We start from the raw sequence: 22,761 nt of genomic DNA, 5'->3' as shown, positions 1-22,761 counted from the left end.
TTTTGTTATAGAACTTAGAACGAGTTGTCATTCAAAAAATTCGAACAATCAAAACGGTCTCAAAATAGACCATTTTCTAAACAGAAGATCATCGAGGAAAAACATGCGTGGTCACAAGTGGTCACAATGGTGACCACTTGTGACTAGATAGATATGAGTCATCAAGCGTTGAGTGAATAATGGCGAATAACTATTTTTATGAAAAGATGTAAAAGCGAACTGACATTCTGGTGAGTTGGACACAAAAAAGCCCGCTATAAAGCGGGCTCTTTTGTTTAATTTGGTGGGTCCGGGCGAACTCGAATCGCCGACCCCTACCATGTCAAGGTAGTACTCTAACCAACTGAGCTACGGACCCAAATTTTGTGTTCAACTGAATAATCATTCAAGCAAGAATGGTGCGTCCGAGTGAACTCGAATCACCGACCCCCACCATGTCAAGGTGGTGCTCTAACCAACTGAGCTACGGACGCATTGTCTTGGAACGACGAGGATATTACCCAGTGTTGTTTTTAGGTGCAAGAGGAAATTTTGCTTTTTCGTACCGTTTGATGCACTTATCACCTGTTTGATTATTTTTTGCTCCCAACTTCCTCAATATTGCTTTATTCTCTGCGTAGATGAAATACGGTATGAACGCCACCTTTACCATCTACCATTTGGTATTTTTGGAAGCAAAGTCCGTGACATTGGGCATGTTTACAACAACACGTCGTACCAAAAAGCGATATTCGTTCAAATTATGATTGATCGCTAGCACTAAAGTATTAATATGAATTCCAATATTCACTATCTAGCATATTAATCAACATCGAAAGGATTCGATTAACATGGATATAGACTTGTTTAATCCTTCTAAACAGATCAGGACTCTGATTTTGTTTAGACTCAGCGTATTATTGGCGCTGGTTTCGTTGTTGCTCGCCTTATTCAGTTTCAGTTACGGCAATTATTTCTCCGCCAGTGTGGATCTGCTGTTTTGTTTATTCTCACTTTGGGTTTACGCCAGAATAAAACACTCTCGCTACAGTTTTGTGATGGCGAATTTATATACCCATGCGATCATTACGCTGGTCATAGTCGGAACCCTGACTACCCCACTCTCAGACGGTTTGTTTGTCTGGTCGTGCCTATTTCCGGTGATGTTTTACTTAGTGCTCGGAAAGACGTTTGGCTTCGTTTCAACAGCAATGGCGCTGGTAGTCGAGAGTATTACCATCGTATACAAGCTCAACCACTCAGAAGTATTTGAAGAAACGCTTTTCCTGATTAATTTATATCTGTGCTTCTTTTGTATTTGGGCGACAGTACATATTTTGGAAGTTAAAAGACATAATTCAGAAAATTCATTGGGTGAATTAGCGGCGCGAGATGCACTAACGGGCGTTTATAATCGTCATGCACTGATCCACAATTTTCAAACCTTTCGCCAGCAACAAAACCAACAACCCTTGGCATTATTGATTTTAGATATCGACTTTTTTAAATCGGTTAATGACCGTTTTGGTCATCCTATTGGCGATAAAGTCTTAGTGCAAACCGCAAGCCTTATCGATGGGCTCTCAGGCGATAACATGGTGTATCGAATTGGCGGAGAAGAGTTTTGTGTGGCTTTGACCAACACGGGCATGGCAAAAGCCAAACAAAAAGCCGAGCATCTGCGCTCGGCTATTGAAGCTTATGAATTTAATGATAAAAACTTGCCGATCAAGCTCACGGCGAGTATCGGCGTATATCAATGTGATCGACTGATTTCCTTAGAAGACGTATTAAAAAGAGCAGATAAGGAACTGTATCGCGCCAAACAAAACGGTCGTAACCAGGTGATGATTTCCGGCTTTGAAGAATCGCCAAGTATCGTCAGTTACAGCTAATGGGTAGCGTTATGGCCCATCAATAACCCTTTGTCATTTATAACTCGTCATCTTCTTCAAAGACAACATTGTAGTTTTCTGTATAGGTGCAGTGCGGCTGACGGCTGCAGGTAAAGAATTTTCGCCCTTTGAACTCGCCTTGTGCAGCAACTTTAATTACCATTGGGCTTCCGCAGCGCTTACAAAACCGCACTTCTTTTTCTGGTTCGATCAATTCTATATGAGTCGCTAACAAGCGGCGCAACCGGCCCACTTGATAGCTGTGTTTTATATGGCAACCAATCAGCGGCAAATTCGCGGTTTTACATACATGAATGATCAGCTTTTGACGCTCTATTTTACCTTTATCTAGCTCTTTACCGTTATCAAGTTCAATCACGACTCGCGGTTCAAAGGTTCGAGGGTCGCAAATCACATAATCAAAATAGCTGCGCGCAATACGGTTATTGGCAATGAACCACTGCTTTTTATTGCCTGACTTCGGGCCTATAACTTGGCTCATCGCAACTTTAGGCATCACCACGCCATTGTTCGCTACCGCCGCAACCAATGCGTTGTAAAACACGCTCTCGTTGTTGTTTAACAGACTGCCTTTGAGCTTATATTGGCTCTCTTTGAGTGGGACCTGTTTTGCCGCTCGTTTTTGAACTAAAAAAAAGAATGCCACTAACACGACAACGATGATAAAAACGCTTTCCATGAACCCAACCGATAATGATAAAAATACAAAAAACTGGTAACGCTTTAATTATTATTCGATTTCAGCTCAGTTGAGCAAGAAACTTTTCCTATTTCGAACTCAAAATGCCAGCAAAAGCGCACTCTGTGCCCTATGGTGAGATACTAGGCTACAAAAAACAAACCCGAGCCAAAGCTCGGGTTCACATTACATAATTTGTCGGTTAGCTACCGAACACGTATTTGTCCATCATGGCGACCATCTTGCCAATTTCGGGTTTGGTAATCGTGTCATTGGCACCTAGTGCAAGTGCTTTAACGCGGTTATCGTCACTCATGAGCGATGAAAACATCACAATAGGTGTTGAGTGGTATGCTGCACTGTCGCGAAGGCGTTTCACTAAATGCATTCCGTCCATACGTGGCATTTCAACGTCCGTCACTACAGCGTTAATCAGTTCATCTACGCTCATATTTTCGTTTTTAGCCACACCGGCCACTTCCATCAGTTTGTCATGAGCTTCACCGCCGTCTTTACACGCGATGATGTTATAACCTGCAGAGCTAAGCGTGTCTTGAATGAGGCTACGGATAAATGCTGAATCATCTACCACCATGATGGTTTTAGAATTGCGTTTTGAGACCATTTTTTGGTTAAGATCGACGCTTTTATCCACTTTGACATCGTACTTTTCCATACTCAGTTCTGGGTTGATGTCGGCGATGATCTTTTCAAAGTCCAAAATCATGATCAGGTTGCCATCTTTACGTACCACAGCAACCACACAATCTTGTTCGCCCGCTTCGAGAAATTGGCTTGGCGATTCTACATCATTCCAAGAAATACGATGGATGCGGCTAATGCTGTCGATTAAAAAGCCATTCGTCATACGGTTGAAATCGGTCACGATAACAAATTTCTTTTGGATATCATTGCGAGTCGGTACACCCAGCCAGCCTGCTAAGTCGACTAACGGTGTTAACACGTCGCGCGATGAAAATACACCGATCATATGAGGTTGGGCGTTCGGATAGTCGGTCGTTTCAGGCACTTGAATCACTTCGCGCACTTTCGCAACGTTAATACCGTAATAGCAGGTTTTGGTACTCCCATTAGGCAATTGTTTTTCTAGGTGGAACTCGATGATCTCAAGTTCGTTGGTGCCACTTTCGGTCAGGATAGTACTACTTGAAACACTCATAATTGGTTCTTACTCATCACTGGTATTCTAAACAAGGTAAATCGAACGGCTTCCAGCGTTCAATTCTGCGCTGGAGGACGACTGCATCTTTGTATTTATACTACTGATAAACTTTATATTTATAAATGCTTATGTGAATGTATCGTAGATTGCGAGATAAACGCCAGACAATTTTATCATTGTGCTAGCTGAGCCAAACTATTGAAACAACAACAGCTAAACTCTAGAACTAATTTTTAATATCGTCCAGAAATGGACCGCTATCCCATTCCCTAACCGTTAAACCGTTGCCATCCCTGTAACGACTGTCACTTGAGTGCAAAAATCGCTCAAAATAGTTGAATATTTTATGTGCCTATCTGAGTTGCGGATTATACTTATTTCTTAGATGGATTTTTAACCTGTGCCCAGTGTGAGTCGTTGCAGGTTAAACGTAGTTTTCCTTAGCACGGAAAAGACAGCAAGGAGCAAGAGGTGAATATGGAACGTGACGTCTTTGGCATCTGTTTATCAACATCAATGTTATCTCGTAATTTATCCAGCACGTTTACTCATGTGCGAGCTTATGAAGCGGGTGATGATGTGGAAGTGAAAGTGAAGCACACTTTTCCTCAGTTATCTGGCGAGCAAGTTTTAGAGAGCATGTCTCAACGTGACGATTTGATCTGGCGCGCCGAGTTTTGCTGCCGCTTCGATAAATAGCACCAATCGCTATAGCTAACAGCTAAGCACCCCGTTAAACCTAACACTTTTAAATTTAACCATACTTCATGCCAAAACTGTGTGGTTGAGTATTTGCTCACCACCGACCTCACCAAACTCTCACTATTCATACAGAGCGCCATACTCAAAAATTGGACGTTTACCGGATGCCAATTTTGCTAACAATACTCTGACAGTTGCATAGCGAATGAATCCTATTTTATCGCCACGAGCTTTAAAGGCTCTTGCAATAAATAAGGATTAATAAAATGAAAAAAACTACGTTAGCGCTAGGCCTAGTAATGGCTTCTGTTTCTGCATTCTCTCAAGCAGCGGTATTGCTAGACAAAGGCACACAAGAAATGTCTCTTCAAGGTAACCTAAACCTTGATTACTCTGATGATTACCAACTAATCCTAGATTCTTCTTACGGTTACTTCATCATGGATAACTGGGAAGTGGGTGGTACTCTAGGCATGAACATGTCTGAGCACAACAAACGCTTCGATCTAGGTGCATTCACTGAGTATAACTTCACTAACTCTACTGATTTCGTACCTTACGTTGGCGCTGCAGCTCAATTTGCTAACCTTGACTACAAAGATGGCAACGGCGATGCAGATTGGGGCGACGGTACTAATAACGCTCTTAACTTCAAAATGGCTTTGGGTCTGAAATACTTCGTAAACCCAAGTGTTGCTCTAAGTGCTGAAGTTAACTACAACATCGCAACTGACGACATCAACGTAACTAAAGACGGTCTTGAAGACAGCTTCACTAACATCGTATTCGGTACTCGCTTCTACTTCTAAGCGCAGAGCAATTAGCACATTTGCTAATACGATGAATAGACAAAAGGATGCCAATTGGCATCCTTTTTTATGATCAGTAAAAAGCGAATTGTACGAAACAAGCTAGTACGAAAAGCACATTCGCTCAGTGCTTAACTATCAACACCCTGCTGGGTTTTACGCAAGTTCGTCAAAAACTTGATCCAGTTTTCAGACTCTTCAGAGTGTTTAATATTGTGCGCCTGTTTGGCTTCAACCAGCGCTTTATCAAGATTATCGAGTTTGTAATGCGCTCTTGCCTTCGCCAATAATACTTGCCGCTGTTTATCGGCATCTTTGACTTGCTCTAACGCCGCAATCGCACTTTGATACTGCCCTTGCTGCAATAATAACTCGGCTAAGTTCCACTGATATTTGCTGTCGTGTTTCGCTGCAAGTTGCCAAGATTCAATCGCACTATCCCACTCTTTGGCTTGCTGCCAATACACAGCTTGTTGAGTGATAAGCTTAATATCACTATTCGCATCGGGCAGTTCGCCAAGCACCATGGCGGCACGCTCAGGAATTCCGCGCTGTGCATACAACTGCGCCAGCAAGCGCAAATCAGAATCTTTCAATGGAAATTTTTTTAGCTTAGCTAACGCGAGCGTATCTAAAGCTTTACCATACTGTTTGGTTTGTAATTGCAGACCAACAAGCTGACGCCACCAAGAGAACTTATCCGGCTCTAAGCTAATTAGCGCTTCTAGAGTCGGAATCGCCGCTTTCCAGCGCTCAAGCGCCATTTCTGCGCCCAACTTAAGCGATAAGGTCGGTACTTTATTGATCGGCTGATACTTTTGGTATTGCGTCAGCGTGCTCAATACTTCCGGCCACTGCTCTAGCTGATAATGAGCCTGGGCAAGTCGCATCCAGACTTCGTCAACCTTTTTGCCCTGCGGCACGTTTTTGGTCAGTTGACGATAATGAGGAATCGCTTGTTGATACTCTTGATGAGTCATCAATAGATCGGCCAACATACGTTCAGTCGCCCAGCCAGCTTCATCTTCAAGCTGATGGCTATTCACCGCTTGGCTTAAATGGCTGATCGCTTGTTTGGCGTTGCCCGCTTGCCAATAGAACACGCCAAGCATGCGCTCAACATAAGCGGTATCGTATTCACGTGACGACTCGATTGAATCCAACACTTGAATTGCTGGCTGAAATTGTTCTTTTAGCGCTAACTCATTGGCTTTTTGCACGCGAATTGCCGTGTACTGGCTAAGCTGCGGCGCAGCAAACGATGCCATCGAAAGCGTTAGCAAAGGAACTGAGTAAAAAATTCGTCTGATCATTTTGCTAATTTAAACTCCACTTTTACTGTCTGGCCTGGCTGTTCAACAGCTTTGCCATCAATAATCTGCGGTTGATACTTCCATTTACCCAACGCTCGAACCGCTTCCCTGTCAAAGATACGTTTTGGCTCTGAATCAACTACCTCGATATCGGTTGGACGACCAGTTTTATCTATGGTGAAACGTAGCGAGACAAAACCTTCAATACGGCGCTTTTGCGCCCGAGCTGGGTACACAGGTTCCACTCGCGTAATGGGCATCGCCTGTTGGTTTACACCAAAATCCCCAAACGTCGGTGCGTCGATCGCCAAACCATGAATGCTGGTATCCAGGCCAAGCGCGGGCAGCGATTCAATACTGTTCATTGGCGAAACTTCAGCACTACTCACATCGCTTACTGGGCTCTGCTTTGGCGCCTCAGGCATTTTCGGTTTGTCTGGCACGCTACGGTGGCGGCGCTGAACGTCTTGTTCGTGTTCCACCATCACCATGTTGAAACTCAGTGCTGGTTTAGACGCCGGCGGCTTGCGATTGCCGTTGTCCACCATCCAAGCCATAAACGAAAACACCGCAAACGCCATAACAACCGCGACTGGCGCGGCAAGCATCAGACGTTTCACTATTTATTCTCCGCAGCCAAGGCGATGTTCTTCACACCAGCGCCTTTGGCGGCATCCATCACTTTGACCACAGTACCGTTATAAGCATGTTCATCGGCTTGGATAACCAATGAGGCATCCGGCTTATCCAAAATTAAATGCTCTAAGGTCGCCTGTACACGCTCAGCATCGACCATACGTTTATCGATGTAGATATCGTTCGCGGATGTAATCGCGACAAAAATACCGGCATCCTTTTGACTAACAGCGTGCGAGGCTTGAGGACGATTCACCTCAACTCCGGACTCACGCACAAATGAGCTGGTTACAATAAAGAAGATCAACATAATGAAGACGATATCTAGCATCGAGGTTAAATCGATCTGCGCTTCTTCTGTTTTTGAATGACGTCTACCGAGTCTCACTTCTGACTCCTCAAAGATTTTTCTAATTTCAACTCTCGAAGCTGACAAGCTTTGACTAAACGCGCATGGACGAACATGCCTGCCAGCGCTGCCACCATGCCAGCCATGGTTGGTAAAGTGGCAAGAGAAATACCTGCGGCCATTAATTTCGGGTTACTGCTGCCTTGGTTGGCCATCACATCAAACACTGAAATCATGCCAGTCACGGTGCCTAGCAAACCTAGCATTGGGCAAATAGACACCAACACTTTGATGAGATTGAGGTTTTGCATCAATTCGCTTTGCGCTTGTCCAAGCCAGCCTTCACGAATCGAACGGGCATACCAAGAATGCTGTTCACTGCGCTTTTGCCACTCGGAGATCCACACTGAACGCTGCTTTGGAAAGGAAAACAGCAAATACAGCGCTCGTTCCACAATCAAAAGCCAATACAGCGCAACGACTGCGGCAAGCCACCAAAGCACCTGACCGCCCTGCTCCATAAACTGTTGCAGCGAGACTGCCCAGTCAGTATGCGCAAGCGCATTTGGTAGCCATGCGAAAAGGTTAACGCTACTCATTAGGCTGCGTTCCCAACCGGCGCACTATGATTGACGGTTTGATCTTTCTCGGCCTGCGCCGCGACCAAACCGATGCCTTGTTTCTCTAAAATATTGCGAATGTGTTCGGCTTGTGAGCTCAAGAAATTGTGAGCCAACAGAAGTGGCATCGCCGCAACCAAACCAAGAACCGTGGTCACCAGCGCCATCGAAATACCGCCTGCCATAACTTTTGGATCGCCGTTACCAAACTGAGTGATAACTTGGAACGTATCAATCATCCCGGTGACAGTACCCAAAAGGCCGAGCATAGGCGCAAGCGCCGCAAGTAGCTTAAGCATTGATAAGCCTTTTTCTAGGCTTGATTGCTCATCAACCACCGCTTCGAGTAAACGCAGTTCAAGGGATTCAACGCTGCGGTTTTGTTCTTTGCTGTACACACCGAGCACACGGCCAAGCGGGTTATTGCCGGGATTTTGCGGATTTTTCAGCTGAGCGCGAATTTTTTGTCGCGCAAGCGCTAGGCTAGTACCGCGAACCAGCGCGATAACAATACCGATCACCAACAAACCAAGAATGATCTTACCGACCACGCCGCCAGCTTGCAGGCGCTCCATCGTTGTTGGCTCTAAAGCAAGTTGGTCAATCATCACGCCTCGCGATGGGTCGACCACCATATTGACGATGCCGCCTTGGTTAAGCGCTGAGAGGCTTGATAACGTTGGGCCATTTTCAGGCTGCTTCGCAAAGCCTTGCGCTTCGTTTTTATCGCCTTTCCAATCGACATAACCTTGGTCGGTCACTAAGCCAAATGCGCCAATACGCTCGGCTTTGACTTGCTCAGTTTTGCCTTGGCCATCCACAAATTTAATTTGGGTGCTCGCTGCTTCGCCGCTGGCTTTGATTTGCTCTTCAAATGCCTGCCACAAACCTTTTAGCTGTTTGATCGAAGGCAACGATTTTGCCGCCACGATATCGTCAACTACAGATGCAAACTGATTGCGATCGGTTTTTGTTACCGATTGATGAATTTCACTTTGTAGCTCTTTGGCGTTTTGGCGCACAACGCCAAACACTTCTCCTAGACTGCCACTTTCTAAACGCAGCTGCTCTTCAAGGCGCGCTAATTTGTCTTCATTTTGGCTAAATGTCTGCGTCAAGCTGTCGGTTTGCTTTTGCAGCGCATCGCGCTCGGCAACCAACTTCGCTTTCATTGCGCTGAGTTCTTTCTCAGTCATTTTGAAGCCCGCTTCACGCTGGCTGTTGTGTTGCAGTTGCTGTTTCTGATCGGCTTTTGCCGCACTGGTTAACGTGTCAGCGGCATGAAGATTTAGTGACATTGTCACTGAAAGCAGTGCAATAGAGAGAGTATGCAATTTCATCTTAGTTCTCCTCTCCTTGCGCTAAAGAGACAGGCAGGGTTAATAAACTTGGCGCCGCTTGTTGCATCGCCACGCTAAACGCTTTATTCAACTGTGGCTGCATCGATGCATCGACGCTTTGCCATGTTTGTGCTTGCTGGTTCCACGTCCAGTATTCGCTTTGGTCAAAATTGCGGGCAATCAGAGAGATGCGGCCTAGGTGGAGAATATCGGCTTGACGGTTTTGACCATCGATGGTGATGTCGCCTTGGTAAGCCTCAAGTTTAGTGCCGTAATCCATTTCGATTTGGTAGGCTTCCAAAATACGGCGATATTTCTCTGCATCACTGACATCGGCGCGGGTCATCAGTGCATCGAGTTTCTCGATACGTGCTTGACGCTGAGCCAATTTGATCGGCTTATCGTCTGCCACGACTTTTTTCAGACCATCAAGCATGGCGTACATCAACGGTACAATGCCTTGACGCGTATCTTTAATTTCATCAATTTGCACCGCAAGACTATCGGCTTCGCCTTGTTGGTTTTCAACCAAGGCCGCTAAGTGGTCGCGGTACACTTTCATATTTTTGACTTCTTCTTGAAGTCGCTCGATATCGCCACGCAGCTCAAGTGTGTTCACAGCGCTTTTATCGATGGCTTTTTGGCTCGCCGCAGATGCAGAGTTAGTCTGGCTTTGCACCGCTTGTGCATTGCTCAGCGAATTCGCTGCGTAAGAAGATGAATAACAAGCCGCTAATATCAGGGCTAAGCTGGGTTTCATTAAGTTCATATCAGTGATCGATTACTATTGAAGAAGTCATACGGCAAAGTTGATAAGAAATCTCATTATCAATTCGAGCCCATACTAACGATTTTTGACGTTAATTCCAATGATGAAAAACAAATAACAACACTCCTAGTAAGTGTTTGATGAGATTTTTATCAATGAATCATTGCGATAGCCGCTTTTTGTTGTCTTCATGGCGCGGGCAATTACCACAAAGGCCACGTCCGTGGCACTTGTAAACCAGACAGCAACTTTTTCGTATTTGGATGATTTCGCTCGATATCGGTGCATGGAAAAGTGTATTGGCGAGAGATAGCGGTAACTGACAAGCTTCAAGCCACCACTGGCAATGAGCGCGAAGTGACGCTTCATCCAACTCTCCAGATTGATGAGCATTAAGCAAACAGCTCATCACCACATCGCCAAGTAAATGGTCTGCAAAACCTGGGCGAATGCGGGTCCAAGTCGCCATTTGCTCTCGATAATCATCAAGCAAAGCGCGCAACTCTCGCCCAGCACACTCAATCAAGGCTTTAACGCCACCTTGGGTGACAGTGTGACGCTGAAATTGATAGCCGGAGATAAAGTTGTCGCTGACGTACTGCACCATACTTGCCAGCGGTGGTACCGATTTGAGTTGATAAACCGAGATAAATGCCAAATACACAGGCTGCCAGCACAGCAATGACCAAGTGCGAGTCAGCCAATAGGCATTGCCCGCTTCTGGGTGATCTTGTTCAAGTTGGGAGAACAACGCTTCGATCACCGCTTGATTATCTTGCTGAGGAATGACCGCATTCAACGCCACTTCACCTTGGTAGCCACGCAGGTAAGGCGTTAATTGTGACGACTTGGAATGAAGCTGAGAGAAAAACGACGATGCAACCATAGACTAACGAACGTAACTGACGAAACGTACCTAACGAAAAAGTGTACTAAGGCATCAAGAATATCGTCAGCGGCGGATGAATGCAATTGGTTATCATTAACTAAAAATAATTAATCTCATTATCACAACAGTTTAATCGCGCTGAAACCACCCCAAGCGATGATGAAGCAGAGTGACACTGCCGACCACGATCAAAGCCGGACTTTTTGCCTGCTGCGCCAATGCCGATAGCTGATTCAGTGTGCCACTTAGCACTCGCTGTTCACGGCGAGTGCCATTTTCGATAACGGCAACCGGCGTGTTGTCATCCAGCCCTTGCTTTAGCAGCTGTTGCTCAATGTGTTCTGACTGCTTGAGGCCCATGTAAAACACCAAAGTATGGTTTTGATGAGCAAGCGATGACCAATCGATCTCTTGGCCATTTTGCTGAACATGCCCGGTGATAAACTGCACCGTTTGCGCGTGATCGCGATGAGTTAGCGGAATGCCTGCATACGCCGTTGCGCCAGCCGCCGCCGTTATTCCAGGCACCACTTCGTAAGCGATATTTTGCTGTGCCAGCGCTTCAAGCTCTTCTCCGCCGCGGCCAAACATAAACGGGTCACCGCCTTTGAGCCTGACCACACGCTTACCTAGGCGAGCTTTTTCCACCAGCAATTGATTGATTTGATCTTGGGGGACACAGTGATAATCGAGCTTTTTGCCGACATAAATCATCTCTGCTTGATCGCTCGCAAGCGCCAGTATTTCCGGTGAAACTAGACGGTCGTACACCACCACTTGCGCCTGCTGGATGACTCGCTGACCTTTGACCGTCAGCAGGTCCGGATCACCCGGGCCTGCGCCGACTAAAGAGACAAAGCCTGAATGCGATGAAGAAGGAGAAGTCATAACTTACCTATCCGTATGAATTTTAATATAAAAAGTTGCCCTGCTAACACCTTGAACTTAGACCTTGAACCTAAGCCTTGGACTTAATCCTTGAATTTAGCGTCAAATCAAGACCACTTTTTATACTTAAACTCGCTGTGATGTTGAAAGATGGCCACGGCAAAAAGTCGAATCTACGCCGTGGCCTTTTAGTAGTTAACCGCATTTAGTGGTTAACCGTTTTTAATTATTAGCCTTTTTTAAATAATTAACGCGGGCTCACAACAGATTGAGGGTCGTCACTTTCTGCGCTATCAAGGCTCGGCGCGGTTTTCGCGTGAGTCAGATACAGTGGGATTGCAGTAAACAGCAGCCCGCCGACAATGTTGCCCAAAATGGTTGGGATCAGGTTGAAGTTAAGCCATGTCGCAATACCGAAGTCTGCGCCAAGCATCATACCCAGTGGGAATAAGAACATGTTGACCACCGCGTGCTCAAACACCAAGGCGAAAAAGATAAAAATCGGTAGCCACATGGCGGCGATTTTGCCTGCCACACTTCGGGCAGTCATATTGCCAATCACGCCCAAGCACACCATCAAGTTACACAAAATGCCGCGCACAAAGCAGGTGATCCAACCATCGGCGCCTAAGTTTTCAAAACCCACGGTGCGAGCAGTCGACACTTTAATAAAGGTTTGTCCTACCGCATTAGGTTCTACGCTGAAATTCATGGTCAGTGATAGCGCGATAAACCCAGCCACAATCAAAGAGCCAATCAGATTACCAAGGCCAACCAAGCCCCAACAGCGCAGAACGCGCCCGAGGCTCGCTCCTTGGCGACGGTCTAATAGCGCCAGTGGCGCAAGACCAAACACACCGGTCACTAGGTCATAGCCCATCAAACTTAAAATACAAAATCCGACTGGAAACACCAGTGCCCCAACCAGTCCAATACCAGTTTGAGTGATGGCGGTGATGGCCACCACGACCGCCAATGACAAAATGATCCCCGCCATTGCGCCGCGCAAAATCAAATCCCGTGTAGCGGTTTTGATTTTCGCTTCGCCAACGTCAATCATAGTTTGAACAAATTCAGCTGGTTTTAATGCCGACATAATCGTGTCCTATTCAAAAGTTAAAATTAAAAGTGAAAGATTAAATAGGCAAAGCCACTTAGCAGAAACCTTGGCTATTTAATCAAAAGGCCCTCCTTCGCAAAGCAGGGCCTGATGTTTAAACCGCGATATTAACCACGCCTTCGACAACGCGCGCTGGGTATGCTTTAACGCTAAAGCGCTCATCTTCCATGCAAAGACCTGAGCTCAAATTAAAGCGCTGCTTTTTCAGTGGGCTGGCTACCCAAAGCTCACCGTTATGCTCACAAATTAAGCCGCGCGACAGCACATTGGCTTTGGCAAACGGATCCATATTGTCGATGGCGAAAACTTCGGCTTCGCCGGTTGGACGAAACACCGCGACTTGACGGTCGTTGACCAAGGCGCAAACGCCAGTACCTGCCGTGATGTCATCAATGCTGCATACCGACGTAAACGTTAGATTTGAACTCATGTCTATTTCTCCAATTCGACGTGCAAAATGTCGCCTTTCGCTGCGGGGTGTTTCTCTGCATAACTGGCCGGACGATGCTGGTCGCGCGCCGGGACAAACACCAGGTTCTCATCGCGTTCATTCGAGTTAATAAAGTGCGCAAAGCGTTTGAGCTGCTCTGGCGCATCGAGAGTGGTTTGCCATTCACAATGATAAGCACTGACCAAACGCTCAACATCCGCTTCAAGCTGGGCATTGATGCCGAGTTTGTCATCGATGATCACCTCACGCAGATACTCAATCCCGCCTTCTAAGTTTTCAAACCACACTGAGGTGCGCTGCAGCGGCGCCGCGGTGCGAATGTAGAACATCATGAAACGGTCGATGTATTTCAGTAGCGTTTGTTTATCAACATCGCTTGCCAGAAGATCGGCGTGGCGAGGCTTCATACCACCATTGCCGCACACATACATGTTCCAACCGGCGTCGGTAGCGATAATGCCTAAGTCTTTACCCTGCGCTTCGGCGCACTCACGAGTACAACCAGAAACGCCAAACTTCATTTTGTGCGGAGTACGAATACCCTTGTATCGATTTTCGATTTCAACCCCAAGGCCAACCGAATCTTGCACGCCGTAACGACACCAAGTTGAACCGACACAGGTCTTCGCCATACGCAGCGCTTTGGCGTAGGCCTGACCCGTTTCAAATCCTGCGTCGATAAGCTTGCGCCAAATCTCAGGTAAATCGTCTTTTTGCGCGCCAAATAGACCAATCCGCTGGGCGCCGGTCACTTTGGTATACAGCTGGTATTCGGCGGCCACATTGGCGAGCACCGCCAAGGCTTGCGGCGTGACTTCGCCCCCGGCCATACGCGGAATAACCGAGTAAGTACCGTCTTTTTGTAGATTGCCAAGGAAGTTGTCATTGGTGTCGTGCAATTTAACCAGTGGCGAAGTAAGAATGTGTTCGCCCCAGCACGACGCCAAAATCGAACCGACAGCTGGTTTACACACTTCACAGCCATAACCGTGACCGTGTTTCTCAAGCAGTTGATCAAAGGTTTTTATCCCTTCGATACGAATCAGGTGGAACAGCTCCTGACGCGAATAAGCGAAGTGTTCACAGATATCGTTTTTTACTTCGATACCCGATTTAGCAAGCTCCGCATTCAGCACCGATGTCACCAGCGGCACGCAGCCGCCACAACCGGTGCCAGCGCCAGTTGCCGCTTTGACATCGGCCAGTGTGTGATGACCCTTTGCGACCGCATTGGCGATTTTGCCTTTGGTCACGTCAAAACAAGAACAGATCACAGCGCTATCTGGCAATGAATCAGGGCCCAGTGCCGGTTTTTCTGCGCCCGCGTGGGCCGGTAAAATCAGCGTGTCCGGATGTTTTGGCAGCTCAATTTGGTTCAGCGCCAGTTGCAGTAAATCGCCATAATCAGAAGTATCCCCCACTAACACAGCGCCAAGTAAGGTTTTGTTATCCGGTGATACAATCAGGCGCTTATACACCTCTTGCTCTTCGTTTTGATACACATAGCTTTTGCATCCTGGCGTTCTGCCGTTGGCATCGCCAATCGAGCCCACTTTGACGCCGAGCAATTTCAGCTTGGCACTCATGTCTGCGCCTTCAAAACGGCTGTCATTGCCAACAATGTGGTCAACCGCAACGGTCGCCATTTTATAACCCGGTGCGACTAGGCCGTAGAATTTCTCATTCCACGACGCACACTCGCCGATGGCGTAGATATCGCTATCAGAGGTTTGGCAAACATCGTTGATGGCGACTCCGCCACGCGGCGCAATGTCCAATCCCATTTGGCGAGCGAGCTTATCTTGTGGGCGGATGCCGGCAGAAAAAACAATCAGATCGGTCTGCAGTTCGCTGCCATCAGCAAAGTGCATGGTGTTACGCGCTTGATCGCCTTGCGGCGCAATTTCTTGGGTATTCTTGCTGGTGTGAACCTCAACGCCCATGCGCTCGATTTTATTGCGCAGCTGCAGGCCGCCTTGCAGATCCAACTGTTCTGCCATCAAAACCGGAGCAAATTCGACCACATGAGTTTTTAGCCCTAGCGCTTTCAGTGCGCCAGCCGCTTCAAGGCCCAGTAAGCCGCCGCCGATGACTACGCCAGTGGTGCTGTTTTTCGCACACGCTTCAATGGCTTTAAGATCGTCGATGGTGCGATAAACAAAGCAGTCTTTGCTTTCATTGCCTTTGATTGGCGGCACAAACGGATACGCGCCGGTGGCAAGAATCAATTTGTCGTAGCGAAGTTCGCGGCCCGAGCTCGAATAAACGGTTTTGCTATTGCGGTCAACATTGATGGCTTTTTCGCCAATCAAAACTTGAATGCCGTATTTGGCGAAAAAGCCCTCTTTGACTAACGACAGTTCATCGGCGGTGTGATGAGAAAAATACGAAGAGAGATGAACGCGGTCGTAAGCGACACGGGGTTCGGCGCAAAAGACGGTGATATCAAAATCAGCAGAGTTTGCTTTATCAACCAAATCTTCTAAAAAGCGGTGGCCAACCATTCCGTTACCAATGACCACAAGTTTCAACTTGCTCATAACAGTTCCTATGGATTATTTCACTAAGCGAATTTTTAAACGCCTAATCAAAACACAGGATGATATAAATCAAATGCGAGGATAAACTACCCTAAAGGGGTAGGCAGCAGCAGACTTTTCACTGCCACATTCACGCCGATGAGAAATCAAACTCAACCTTTTGCGCTTTTATGTCGTATAAAAGAAAATCGTTTAAAATCAAAAAGCCGACTACTTTTATTGATTCAGTAACCTCGGCTCTTCACCTGCAAATAAGGATACACATTCATGGCTTGGATTAAGCACACTTTAGCGCTGTTGGTAACAGGTTTTGCTGTTTTGGGTTGTACTGGTCTACCCGACAACATTGCGCCTGTCGACAATTTTAAGGTCACCCCATACATGGGAAAATGGTATGAAATCGCACGCCTTGACCACCCGTTTGAACGCGGACTTTCAAATATTTCTGCCACCTATACGTTGCAAGACGATGGTAACGTTGAAGTGCTTAATCAAGGTTGGGATGAAGAAGATGGCGAGTGGCAGCAAGCGCTCGGCAAAGCCAAATTTGCGGGCAGCAGTGATAAAGGCCATTTGAAGGTATCGTTCTTTGGTCCGTTTTATAGCAGCTACGTCGTGTACTATTTGGAACCCGACTATTCGGTGGCGTTGGTCAGCGGTTATAACCATGATTACATGTGGATTTTGTCGCGCACTCCCACTCTAAGCCAAACCCAGCTCGATAAGTATGTTGCGATTGCGAAAAAAGCGGGATTTGATACCGATGCGTTGATTTACCCACAGCAGCAAACCCGCAAACAACCTTAATAGCGAGTGGCGAACAAGCATAAAAAAACGGTGAATACTCACCGTTTTTTTGTTTAAGCTTTGATTACCACTGGTAGTTGACGGTGGCTGATACGCTGCGCGATTCACCGTAGTAGCAGATGCCGTAGTCACAGCTTGCCACGTACTCTTCATCGGCTAAGTTATTGACGTTAAATTGCAAATCCCACTGTGAGCTAATGCGATATTTCGCCATCGCATCCCAAACAACCACATCAGGAACCACATCGCCGGTTGAGGCATCAATACTCTCGCCAACATAGCGTAAGCCACTGGCAAGTACCACATCACCCAATCCTTGCGGCGCAAAATCGTAACTTGCCCATAACGAGGCTAAGTGGCGCGGTGCAAGCGATGCGCGCTTATCATTTTCACGCACATCCGAATAGGTGTAGTTCGCGGCAAGTGACAGTGCGTCGGTCACTTGTGATTGCGCCTCGATTTCAACCCCAGTACTGGTCTTTTCACCGGTCTGGCTGGTGGCCAGCGCGCCATCCACCATCGCTGAAGCGGTGGCATTTTCTTGGGTAATATCGAACCACGCGAGGTTAATGTAACCGTCCATCCAATCTGGCGTGTATTTCACCCCCAGTTCAATTTGGTTACTCTCTACCGGTTTGTAGAGTTTATCGGTCACCCAGTCAATACTGCTGATAACGTAAAAAGATTCAGAGTAGCTGGCGTATGGATTGAAACCGCTGTCGCTGAGATACATCAACCCTGTGTTGAGCGACAGTTGAGTATCTTTGACTTGATCAGACACGTCAGCGCGGTTTTCGACATCGACCCAATCAACACGCGCACCAACATTGGCTATCCAGCGCTGCTGCCAAATTGAGCTCATCTGCGCGTAAGCACCAAGCTGCTGCTTAGTAATTTTGTTATCGACCATATTGGCGCTGATGTCCGCTGGCGATGTGTAAGCGCCAGTGTGCGCCGGATTTAGGGTATTAATGGTACCAATCCAACTGCCGGTGCCATTGCCCATCCAGTCGTTGACGTGATACTGCGCATCCATACCCACAAGGAGGGTATTTTCAAAATCGCCTTGGAACCACTCGGCAACGCCATTGGTATCCAACGTAAAGCTTTTCGCATCGCCATCATTGACCAAAGTGTATTGCGATAATGAATACGGGTCACTGTCTAGCCATGAATCGGGATACGCGGAAGAGCTGCGTAAATACAACTTGCTATAGGCGTAATTAAAGTTTTGGTTCAGCGTCCAAGTGTCATTCACTTCATGTTTGAGAATATAACCAAGCGACACTTGAGTTTTATTGAATTGGTCGTGATTTGGCTCACCGTAGTTGGTCGATGGCGAAATGTACTCCCCGTTTGGCAACGCTTTTAACGTACCTTCAAGTGGAAAAAAGCCATTTTGTGGTACGCCGTCATCTTTTAAGTACGACGCCAATAGCGTCAATGTCGTCGCGTCATCAACGTCTATACTGTAGCTAGGCGCTAAGTACACCCGCTGTGAATCGGTGCCGTCTAATTCACCATTTTTTTGATCCACTTTTGCTACTAAACGATAACGCTGCGAGCCATCTTCATTGGCCCAATCCGAAATGTCGATGCCAAAATTGACATAATCTTTATTGCCGACAGAAAACGTCATGCTCTTTTGCGGCGCGTCGGTTGGCTTTTTCTGAACGAGGTTGACGACGCCACCTGGATACGCTTCGCCGTAAAGCACCGAGTTGGGCCCTTTGACCAGTTCGATACTTTCTAGGCCATAGGTTTCTGCCGTCCAGCCCCAGAACCCTTCTTTATACAAGCGGTTACCATCAAGATAAGTACTAGGCTCAAAGCCACGTACCAGCAACCAGTCTGTGTCGTTGTCAGCGCCGTAAGGCGAAACCACACTTGGCGTATAACGAAACGCCTCATCGACTTTTTGAATATCGCGCGCTTCAAGCTCGCTACGGTCGACAATGGTCACGGTCTTTTCAGTTTCTTGGTTCGGCGAGGCGACTTTTAGCGCCTGCGCAGTGACCGTAATGGTCTCAACCTCAGGAATAATGTCTTGGCTGTCGTTTGCGGCGCTAGAGAAAGGCAACAAAATGAAAGGCGCAGCAATAAAACCGACACAGCGGCGAATCGATATAGTGATAAGATTGGCTTTAATAGAATGCATTACATCGGCTCCTACTAATAAGTTTGAGAATCATTCTGATTCCACATATCATGAGCCGCGCATTCTATACTGTGTCGCAATCTAATTGGTACGATATCTTGTAAATGAATTAGGTTATTTCAAAATTACTTGTTTTAGGTCAATTTATACATGTTTCAATGGTTCGAAAGTCTTACAAAACCTTTCCCTCAAGAAGAACCGCAAAAGCCACCAAAGAATTTGCTGGGATTTTGCCGCCATTACACCCGTGGTTATGAGATCCCACTTGTCCTGATGTCGATTCTCAGTGCTGTGGTGGCGATCGCCGAAGTGACGTTACTTCGCTACATGGGCCAACTGGTCGATATTCTCGGCAGCCAAGAGCGAGCGACGTTCTGGGATACCCAAAGCGACACACTTTGGTCGATGGGCATTCTAGTGGTGGTGATTATGCCGATTTTGGCGTTTACCCACTCAATGATCATGCACCAAACCTTGCTCGGTAACTATCCGATGTCAATTCGCTGGCTGGTGCACCGTTACCTACTAAAGCAAAGTGTGGGCTTCTTCCAACGCGATTTTGCTGGCCGCGTTGCCACCAAAGTAATGCAAAGCGCATTGGCGATTCGCGAAACCGTGATGAAATTGGTCGATGTGATGGTCTACATCAGCGTCTATTTTACTTCCATGGTGTGGATGATGGGCGAATCCGATGTGATTTTGATGCTACCGATTTTAGCCTGGCTTTTGGTCTACATTGGAATTCAGTTTTATTACATTCCGCGCATGAAAGCGATTGCCACCGACCAGGCCGATGCCCGTTCACAAATGACCGGACGAATTGTGGATAGTTACACCAACATCACCACCGTCAAACTGTTTTCTCACTCCGAACGCGAAATGAAATATGCCGAAAGCAGCATGAAGGGCTTTTTACAGACCGTGTATCGCCAAATGCGCATGGCAACCTGCTTGCTATTCAGCGTCGATATACTTAACTACTTGTTGCTGTTTTCGATTGCCGCGCTATCCATCATGCTATGGCTCGACGCATCCGTAACCGTCGGTGTTATCGCGGTGGCGATCAGTATCGCGCTGCGTATTCAAGGCATGTCGAAGTGGATCATGTGGGAGCTTAGCAGCCTATTTGAAAACATCGGTACCGTCGTTGATGGCATGAACACCATTTCAACCGAGGTAGAAATTAAAGATGCACCGAACGCCCCGCAGCTTAACGTGCGCCAAGGTGAAATCGAGTTCGACGATGTCACCTTCAACTACAGCGAAGAAGTTAATGTGTTTAACCGCTTAAACCTGACACTCAAACCGGGCGAGAAAGTCGGTATTGTTGGCCGTTCGGGTGCGGGTAAATCTAGCCTGGTGAACTTGCTGCTGCGCTTTTATGATATTCAGTCAGGCGAAATTCGCATTGATGGACAGAATATTGCCGGTGTCACTCAAGAATCGCTGCGTCATCAAATCGGTATGATCACCCAAGACACCTCGCTGCTGCACCGCTCGATTCGCGACAACATTTTGTATGGCGCGCCAGAGGCAAGTGAAGAAGCGCTGATTGAAGCCGCCAAACAAGCGCATGCCCATGAGTTCATCACCACATTGCGTGATGAGCAAGGCCGTGCGGGTTACGATGTGGAAGTGGGCGAACGCGGCGTTAAGCTCTCGGGTGGCCAACGCCAACGTATCGCCATTGCCCGTGTGCTATTAAAAAATGCGCCAATCTTGATTATGGACGAAGCCACGTCAGCGCTCGATTCCGAAGTGGAAGTCGCCATCCAAGATAACCTAGATGCGTTAATGGAAGGCAAAACGGTCATCGCCATTGCACACCGTTTATCGACGATTGCCGCCATGGACCGCTTGATCGTGATGGAAAACGGCCAGATTATCGAGCAAGGATCTCATCAAGAGTTACTCAAACAAAAAGGCATTTACGCTCAGCTTTGGACGCACCAAACTGGCGGATTTATTGGCGACGAGTAAGCGTCGTTAACTTTCAACACATCACTTAAGCGGCGGATTAAAACCCGCCGTTTTTTTCTATTTGATTCGATATTTATGCACATTTACCTTATTTCATGCGATTTAATTGACTAAATAGCCATCACTTCGACCAGTTCAAAAATGTGATCGATTACCAAATAATAGTAAAACATCGTTTTACTAACATGATCACCAATCCTAAATTGCCACCACAATCACGACATTTCATACGCTGTTCTTATAATTTCCCTAGTGAACATAATGACATTCACACGGACGACAATAACAATGAAAAAGAACGCGATTACCCTACTGGCGGTAGCATGTTGTACATGCTTTACGCCACTCGCTCTTGCTGCTGCCGATGGCCCGGAATATCAAACTCAAGCGTTTGATTCTGCGGACCGTACTTTCCCTCTTTTTTATCAACAGCTTAAAGATAAAATGCCGTTTACCATGAGCTGGAATGATAAAATCAGAAATCCACAAAAGTGGCGCAAACAAGGCATCGCTAAAGCGCGAGAAGTGATTTTCCCCTACGCCGACAACACGCCATTCAATCCATTGGTAATAGACGAAATTGACCGCGGTGATTACATCGCGCAAAAAATTGTCTTTAATATCAGCGCCGAATCTCGAGTGCTGGCACTTAAATTGGTGCCTAAAGGTGACGGTCCTTTCCCTGCCGCGCTATTTCTCCACGACCACGGCAGTAAATTTGATATCGGCAAAGAGAAATTTGTCGAAACCTGGGATGACGATGACCGAGTCGCTTCCTCCCAAGCATGGGCAGACAAGTACTTCTCTGGCCGCTACCCAGGCGATGAGTTAGCCAAACGTGGTTATGTGGTGCTGTCCATTGATGCACTCGGCTGGGGCGACCGCTCGGTTGAAGACTTTGCCACAGATTCCCAACAAGCGTTGGCGTCCAACCTATTTAACTTAGGCTCGTCTTTTGCTGGCATTATCGCGCTGGAAGATGCGCGCGCGGCGAAATTTCTTGCCCATCAACCTAAAGTCGACCGCTCTCGCGTCGCTGCGGTTGGGTTCTCAATGGGCGCGTTCCGCGCATGGCAGGTGACCGCGCTATCTGATGACATCACCGCCGGTGTGGCAGATTGCTGGATGGGCACCATGAAAGGCCTGATGGTACCGGGCAACAACCAACTTAAAGGTCAGTCGGCATTTAGCATGTTGCACCCTGGCATTTCAAAATACCTCGACTACCCCGATATTGCGGCGTTAAGTGCGCCAAAACCGCTGCTGGTGTTTGCCGGCGGCCAAGATTCGCTATTCCCGCTGGATTCTGTCGAGGAAGCGTTTGACAAGATGCATTCGGTTTGGAACGCCAACCGAGCGGCAGACAAACTCACCACCAAAGTATGGCCAGACAAGAGCCATACCTTTACTGAAGACATGCAAGAGGAGGCATTCGATTGGCTAGACAGTCAATTTAAACAGTAATTGCCGCTGTGTTGGGTAGCATTTTGCTGCCCAACCGTTTGTATCAGCGACCACTAAGACATCAACACCAATTAGCGACATCCATAAAACCGATAATAATTAGCCAGTTAATGGCAACAGCAGTGCAGTGACTCTTTTGCACTTAACGTCTCGGCATGATCCGTACACT

General features: G+C 47.1%; 20 protein-coding genes and 2 tRNA genes. 6 read left to right on the top strand and 16 right to left on the bottom strand.

What is annotated here, in order from left to right; all coding sequences use genetic code 11:
- Positions 1–281: 281 nt before the first annotated feature.
- Positions 282–358 (bottom strand) — tRNA-Val (locus BLS03_RS16800).
- Between the two features lie 38 nt (positions 359–396).
- Positions 397–473: transfer RNA gene (locus BLS03_RS16795), tRNA-Val, on the bottom strand.
- 357 nt (positions 474–830) lie between these two features.
- Between BLS03_RS16795 and BLS03_RS16790 the strand changes: the two genes are divergently transcribed.
- Entirely contained in the window at positions 831–1,874 is a 1,044-nt protein-coding gene (locus BLS03_RS16790; protein ID WP_093276562.1) for a GGDEF domain-containing protein, read from the top strand.
- A gap of 37 nt (positions 1,875–1,911) precedes the next feature.
- Here BLS03_RS16790 and BLS03_RS16785 read toward each other — a convergent pair whose 3' ends face one another.
- Both BLS03_RS16785 and BLS03_RS16780 read right to left on the bottom strand, forming a co-directional pair.
- The gene (locus tag BLS03_RS16785) at positions 1,912–2,574 is read right to left on the bottom strand and encodes a DUF2726 domain-containing protein (RefSeq protein WP_093276559.1); all 663 of its coding nucleotides are present in this window, start codon (positions 2,572–2,574) and stop codon (positions 1,912–1,914) included.
- Positions 2,575–2,776: 202 nt separating this feature from the next.
- Entirely contained in the window at positions 2,777–3,754 is a 978-nt protein-coding gene (locus BLS03_RS16780; RefSeq protein ID WP_093276557.1) for a chemotaxis protein, read from the bottom strand.
- Between the two features lie 480 nt (positions 3,755–4,234).
- Between BLS03_RS16780 and BLS03_RS16775 the strand changes: the two genes are divergently transcribed.
- Complete coding sequence (locus BLS03_RS16775; RefSeq protein WP_093276554.1) at positions 4,235–4,456, top strand: hypothetical protein; 222 nt, start codon at positions 4,235–4,237, stop codon at positions 4,454–4,456.
- Between the two features lie 269 nt (positions 4,457–4,725).
- Positions 4,726–5,268 carry an outer membrane beta-barrel protein gene (locus BLS03_RS16770; protein ID WP_093276552.1) on the top strand — a complete coding sequence of 181 codons (543 nt, stop codon included), beginning with the start codon at positions 4,726–4,728 and terminating at the stop codon, positions 5,266–5,268.
- A gap of 131 nt (positions 5,269–5,399) precedes the next feature.
- On the opposite strand, the gene BLS03_RS16765 is transcribed toward BLS03_RS16770, so the two are convergent.
- The 11 genes from BLS03_RS16765 to nirB all read right to left on the bottom strand — a co-directional run bounded on the left by BLS03_RS16765 (position 5,400) and on the right by nirB (position 16,183).
- On the bottom strand, positions 5,400–6,581 hold the full coding sequence (locus BLS03_RS16765; RefSeq protein WP_093276549.1) for a tetratricopeptide repeat protein: 1,182 nt from the start codon (positions 6,579–6,581) through the stop codon (positions 5,400–5,402).
- The gene (locus BLS03_RS16760) at positions 6,578–7,201 is read right to left on the bottom strand and encodes an energy transducer TonB (RefSeq protein ID WP_093276546.1); all 624 of its coding nucleotides are present in this window, start codon (positions 7,199–7,201) and stop codon (positions 6,578–6,580) included. The genes BLS03_RS16765 and BLS03_RS16760 overlap by 4 nt, the downstream gene beginning before the upstream one ends.
- Positions 7,201–7,605, bottom strand: a complete 405-nt coding sequence (locus tag BLS03_RS16755; RefSeq protein WP_093276544.1) for an ExbD/TolR family protein — start codon at positions 7,603–7,605, stop codon at positions 7,201–7,203. Before BLS03_RS16755 ends, BLS03_RS16760 begins: the two co-directional genes overlap by 1 nt.
- Complete coding sequence (locus BLS03_RS16750) at positions 7,602–8,165, bottom strand: MotA/TolQ/ExbB proton channel family protein (RefSeq protein WP_093276541.1); 564 nt, start codon at positions 8,163–8,165, stop codon at positions 7,602–7,604. Before BLS03_RS16750 ends, BLS03_RS16755 begins: the two co-directional genes overlap by 4 nt.
- A complete protein-coding gene (locus BLS03_RS16745; RefSeq protein WP_093276539.1) occupies positions 8,165–9,526 on the bottom strand; it encodes a MotA/TolQ/ExbB proton channel family protein in 1,362 nt (453 codons plus the stop codon). The genes BLS03_RS16750 and BLS03_RS16745 overlap by 1 nt, the downstream gene beginning before the upstream one ends.
- Position 9,527: 1 nt before the next feature.
- On the bottom strand, positions 9,528–10,295 hold the full coding sequence (locus BLS03_RS16740; RefSeq protein WP_093276536.1) for a DUF3450 domain-containing protein: 768 nt from the start codon (positions 10,293–10,295) through the stop codon (positions 9,528–9,530).
- Between the two features lie 160 nt (positions 10,296–10,455).
- Entirely contained in the window at positions 10,456–11,181 is a 726-nt protein-coding gene (locus BLS03_RS16735) for a siderophore ferric iron reductase (RefSeq protein WP_093276534.1), read from the bottom strand.
- Between the two features lie 132 nt (positions 11,182–11,313).
- Entirely contained in the window at positions 11,314–12,072 is a 759-nt protein-coding gene (gene cobA / locus BLS03_RS16730; RefSeq protein WP_093276531.1) for a uroporphyrinogen-III C-methyltransferase, read from the bottom strand.
- 247 nt (positions 12,073–12,319) lie between these two features.
- Entirely contained in the window at positions 12,320–13,168 is an 849-nt protein-coding gene (locus BLS03_RS16725) for a formate/nitrite transporter family protein (RefSeq protein WP_093276529.1), read from the bottom strand.
- 118 nt (positions 13,169–13,286) lie between these two features.
- Positions 13,287–13,622: a nitrite reductase small subunit NirD gene (nirD, locus tag BLS03_RS16720; protein ID WP_093276526.1), complete on the bottom strand. Its 336-nt coding sequence runs from the start codon at positions 13,620–13,622 to the stop codon at positions 13,287–13,289.
- A gap of 2 nt (positions 13,623–13,624) precedes the next feature.
- Positions 13,625–16,183, bottom strand: coding sequence for a nitrite reductase large subunit NirB (gene nirB / locus BLS03_RS16715; protein ID WP_093276524.1), 2,559 nt, complete (start codon positions 16,181–16,183; stop codon positions 13,625–13,627).
- A 276-nt stretch (positions 16,184–16,459) separates the two neighbouring features.
- Between nirB and BLS03_RS16710 the strand changes: the two genes are divergently transcribed.
- Complete coding sequence (locus BLS03_RS16710; protein ID WP_425445117.1) at positions 16,460–16,990, top strand: lipocalin family protein; 531 nt, start codon at positions 16,460–16,462, stop codon at positions 16,988–16,990.
- A gap of 64 nt (positions 16,991–17,054) precedes the next feature.
- Here BLS03_RS16710 and BLS03_RS16705 read toward each other — a convergent pair whose 3' ends face one another.
- Complete coding sequence (locus BLS03_RS16705) at positions 17,055–19,148, bottom strand: TonB-dependent siderophore receptor (protein WP_093276521.1); 2,094 nt, start codon at positions 19,146–19,148, stop codon at positions 17,055–17,057.
- 150 nt (positions 19,149–19,298) lie between these two features.
- Here BLS03_RS16705 and BLS03_RS16700 point away from each other — a divergent pair, with 150 nt between their 5' ends.
- Both BLS03_RS16700 and BLS03_RS16695 read left to right on the top strand, forming a co-directional pair.
- Positions 19,299–21,128 carry an ABC transporter ATP-binding protein gene (locus BLS03_RS16700; protein ID WP_093276519.1) on the top strand — a complete coding sequence of 610 codons (1,830 nt, stop codon included), beginning with the start codon at positions 19,299–19,301 and terminating at the stop codon, positions 21,126–21,128.
- 288 nt (positions 21,129–21,416) lie between these two features.
- The gene (locus tag BLS03_RS16695; RefSeq protein WP_093276517.1) at positions 21,417–22,592 is read left to right on the top strand and encodes a dienelactone hydrolase family protein; all 1,176 of its coding nucleotides are present in this window, start codon (positions 21,417–21,419) and stop codon (positions 22,590–22,592) included.
- The last annotated feature ends 169 nt before the right edge of the window (positions 22,593–22,761 follow it).

It is taken from the genome of Vibrio xiamenensis, assembly GCF_900100015.1.
Classification (GTDB): Bacteria; Pseudomonadota; Gammaproteobacteria; order Enterobacterales; family Vibrionaceae; genus Vibrio; species Vibrio xiamenensis.
The sequence above is the reverse complement of the archived record's forward strand: the minus strand, read 5'-3'. Positions and strand labels throughout refer to the sequence as shown.

Bases quoted from the DNA above. Each gene is read 5' to 3' on its own strand.
- BLS03_RS16740 (WP_093276536.1), bottom strand. From the start codon at position 10,295: ATGAACTTAATGAAACCCAGCTTAGCCCTGATATTAGCGGCTTGTTAT.
- BLS03_RS16785 (WP_093276559.1), bottom strand. From the start codon at position 2,574: ATGGAAAGCGTTTTTATCATCGTTGTCGTGTTAGTGGCATTCTTTTTT.
- BLS03_RS16790 (WP_093276562.1), top strand. From the start codon at position 831: ATGGATATAGACTTGTTTAATCCTTCTAAACAGATCAGGACTCTGATT.
- cobA (WP_093276531.1), bottom strand. From the start codon at position 12,072: ATGACTTCTCCTTCTTCATCGCATTCAGGCTTTGTCTCTTTAGTCGGC.
- BLS03_RS16765 (WP_093276549.1), bottom strand. From the start codon at position 6,581: ATGATCAGACGAATTTTTTACTCAGTTCCTTTGCTAACGCTTTCGATG.
- BLS03_RS16705 (WP_093276521.1), bottom strand. From the start codon at position 19,148: ATGCATTCTATTAAAGCCAATCTTATCACTATATCGATTCGCCGCTGT.
- BLS03_RS16770 (WP_093276552.1), top strand. From the start codon at position 4,726: ATGAAAAAAACTACGTTAGCGCTAGGCCTAGTAATGGCTTCTGTTTCT.
- BLS03_RS16700 (WP_093276519.1), top strand. From the start codon at position 19,299: ATGTTTCAATGGTTCGAAAGTCTTACAAAACCTTTCCCTCAAGAAGAA.
- BLS03_RS16780 (WP_093276557.1), bottom strand. From the start codon at position 3,754: ATGAGTGTTTCAAGTAGTACTATCCTGACCGAAAGTGGCACCAACGAA.
- BLS03_RS16735 (WP_093276534.1), bottom strand. From the start codon at position 11,181: ATGGTTGCATCGTCGTTTTTCTCTCAGCTTCATTCCAAGTCGTCACAA.
- BLS03_RS16750 (WP_093276541.1), bottom strand. From the start codon at position 8,165: ATGAGTAGCGTTAACCTTTTCGCATGGCTACCAAATGCGCTTGCGCAT.
- BLS03_RS16745 (WP_093276539.1), bottom strand. From the start codon at position 9,526: ATGAAATTGCATACTCTCTCTATTGCACTGCTTTCAGTGACAATGTCA.
- BLS03_RS16775 (WP_093276554.1), top strand. From the start codon at position 4,235: ATGGAACGTGACGTCTTTGGCATCTGTTTATCAACATCAATGTTATCT.
- BLS03_RS16725 (WP_093276529.1), bottom strand. From the start codon at position 13,168: ATGTCGGCATTAAAACCAGCTGAATTTGTTCAAACTATGATTGACGTT.
- nirB (WP_093276524.1), bottom strand. From the start codon at position 16,183: ATGAGCAAGTTGAAACTTGTGGTCATTGGTAACGGAATGGTTGGCCAC.
- BLS03_RS16695 (WP_093276517.1), top strand. From the start codon at position 21,417: ATGAAAAAGAACGCGATTACCCTACTGGCGGTAGCATGTTGTACATGC.
- nirD (WP_093276526.1), bottom strand. From the start codon at position 13,622: ATGAGTTCAAATCTAACGTTTACGTCGGTATGCAGCATTGATGACATC.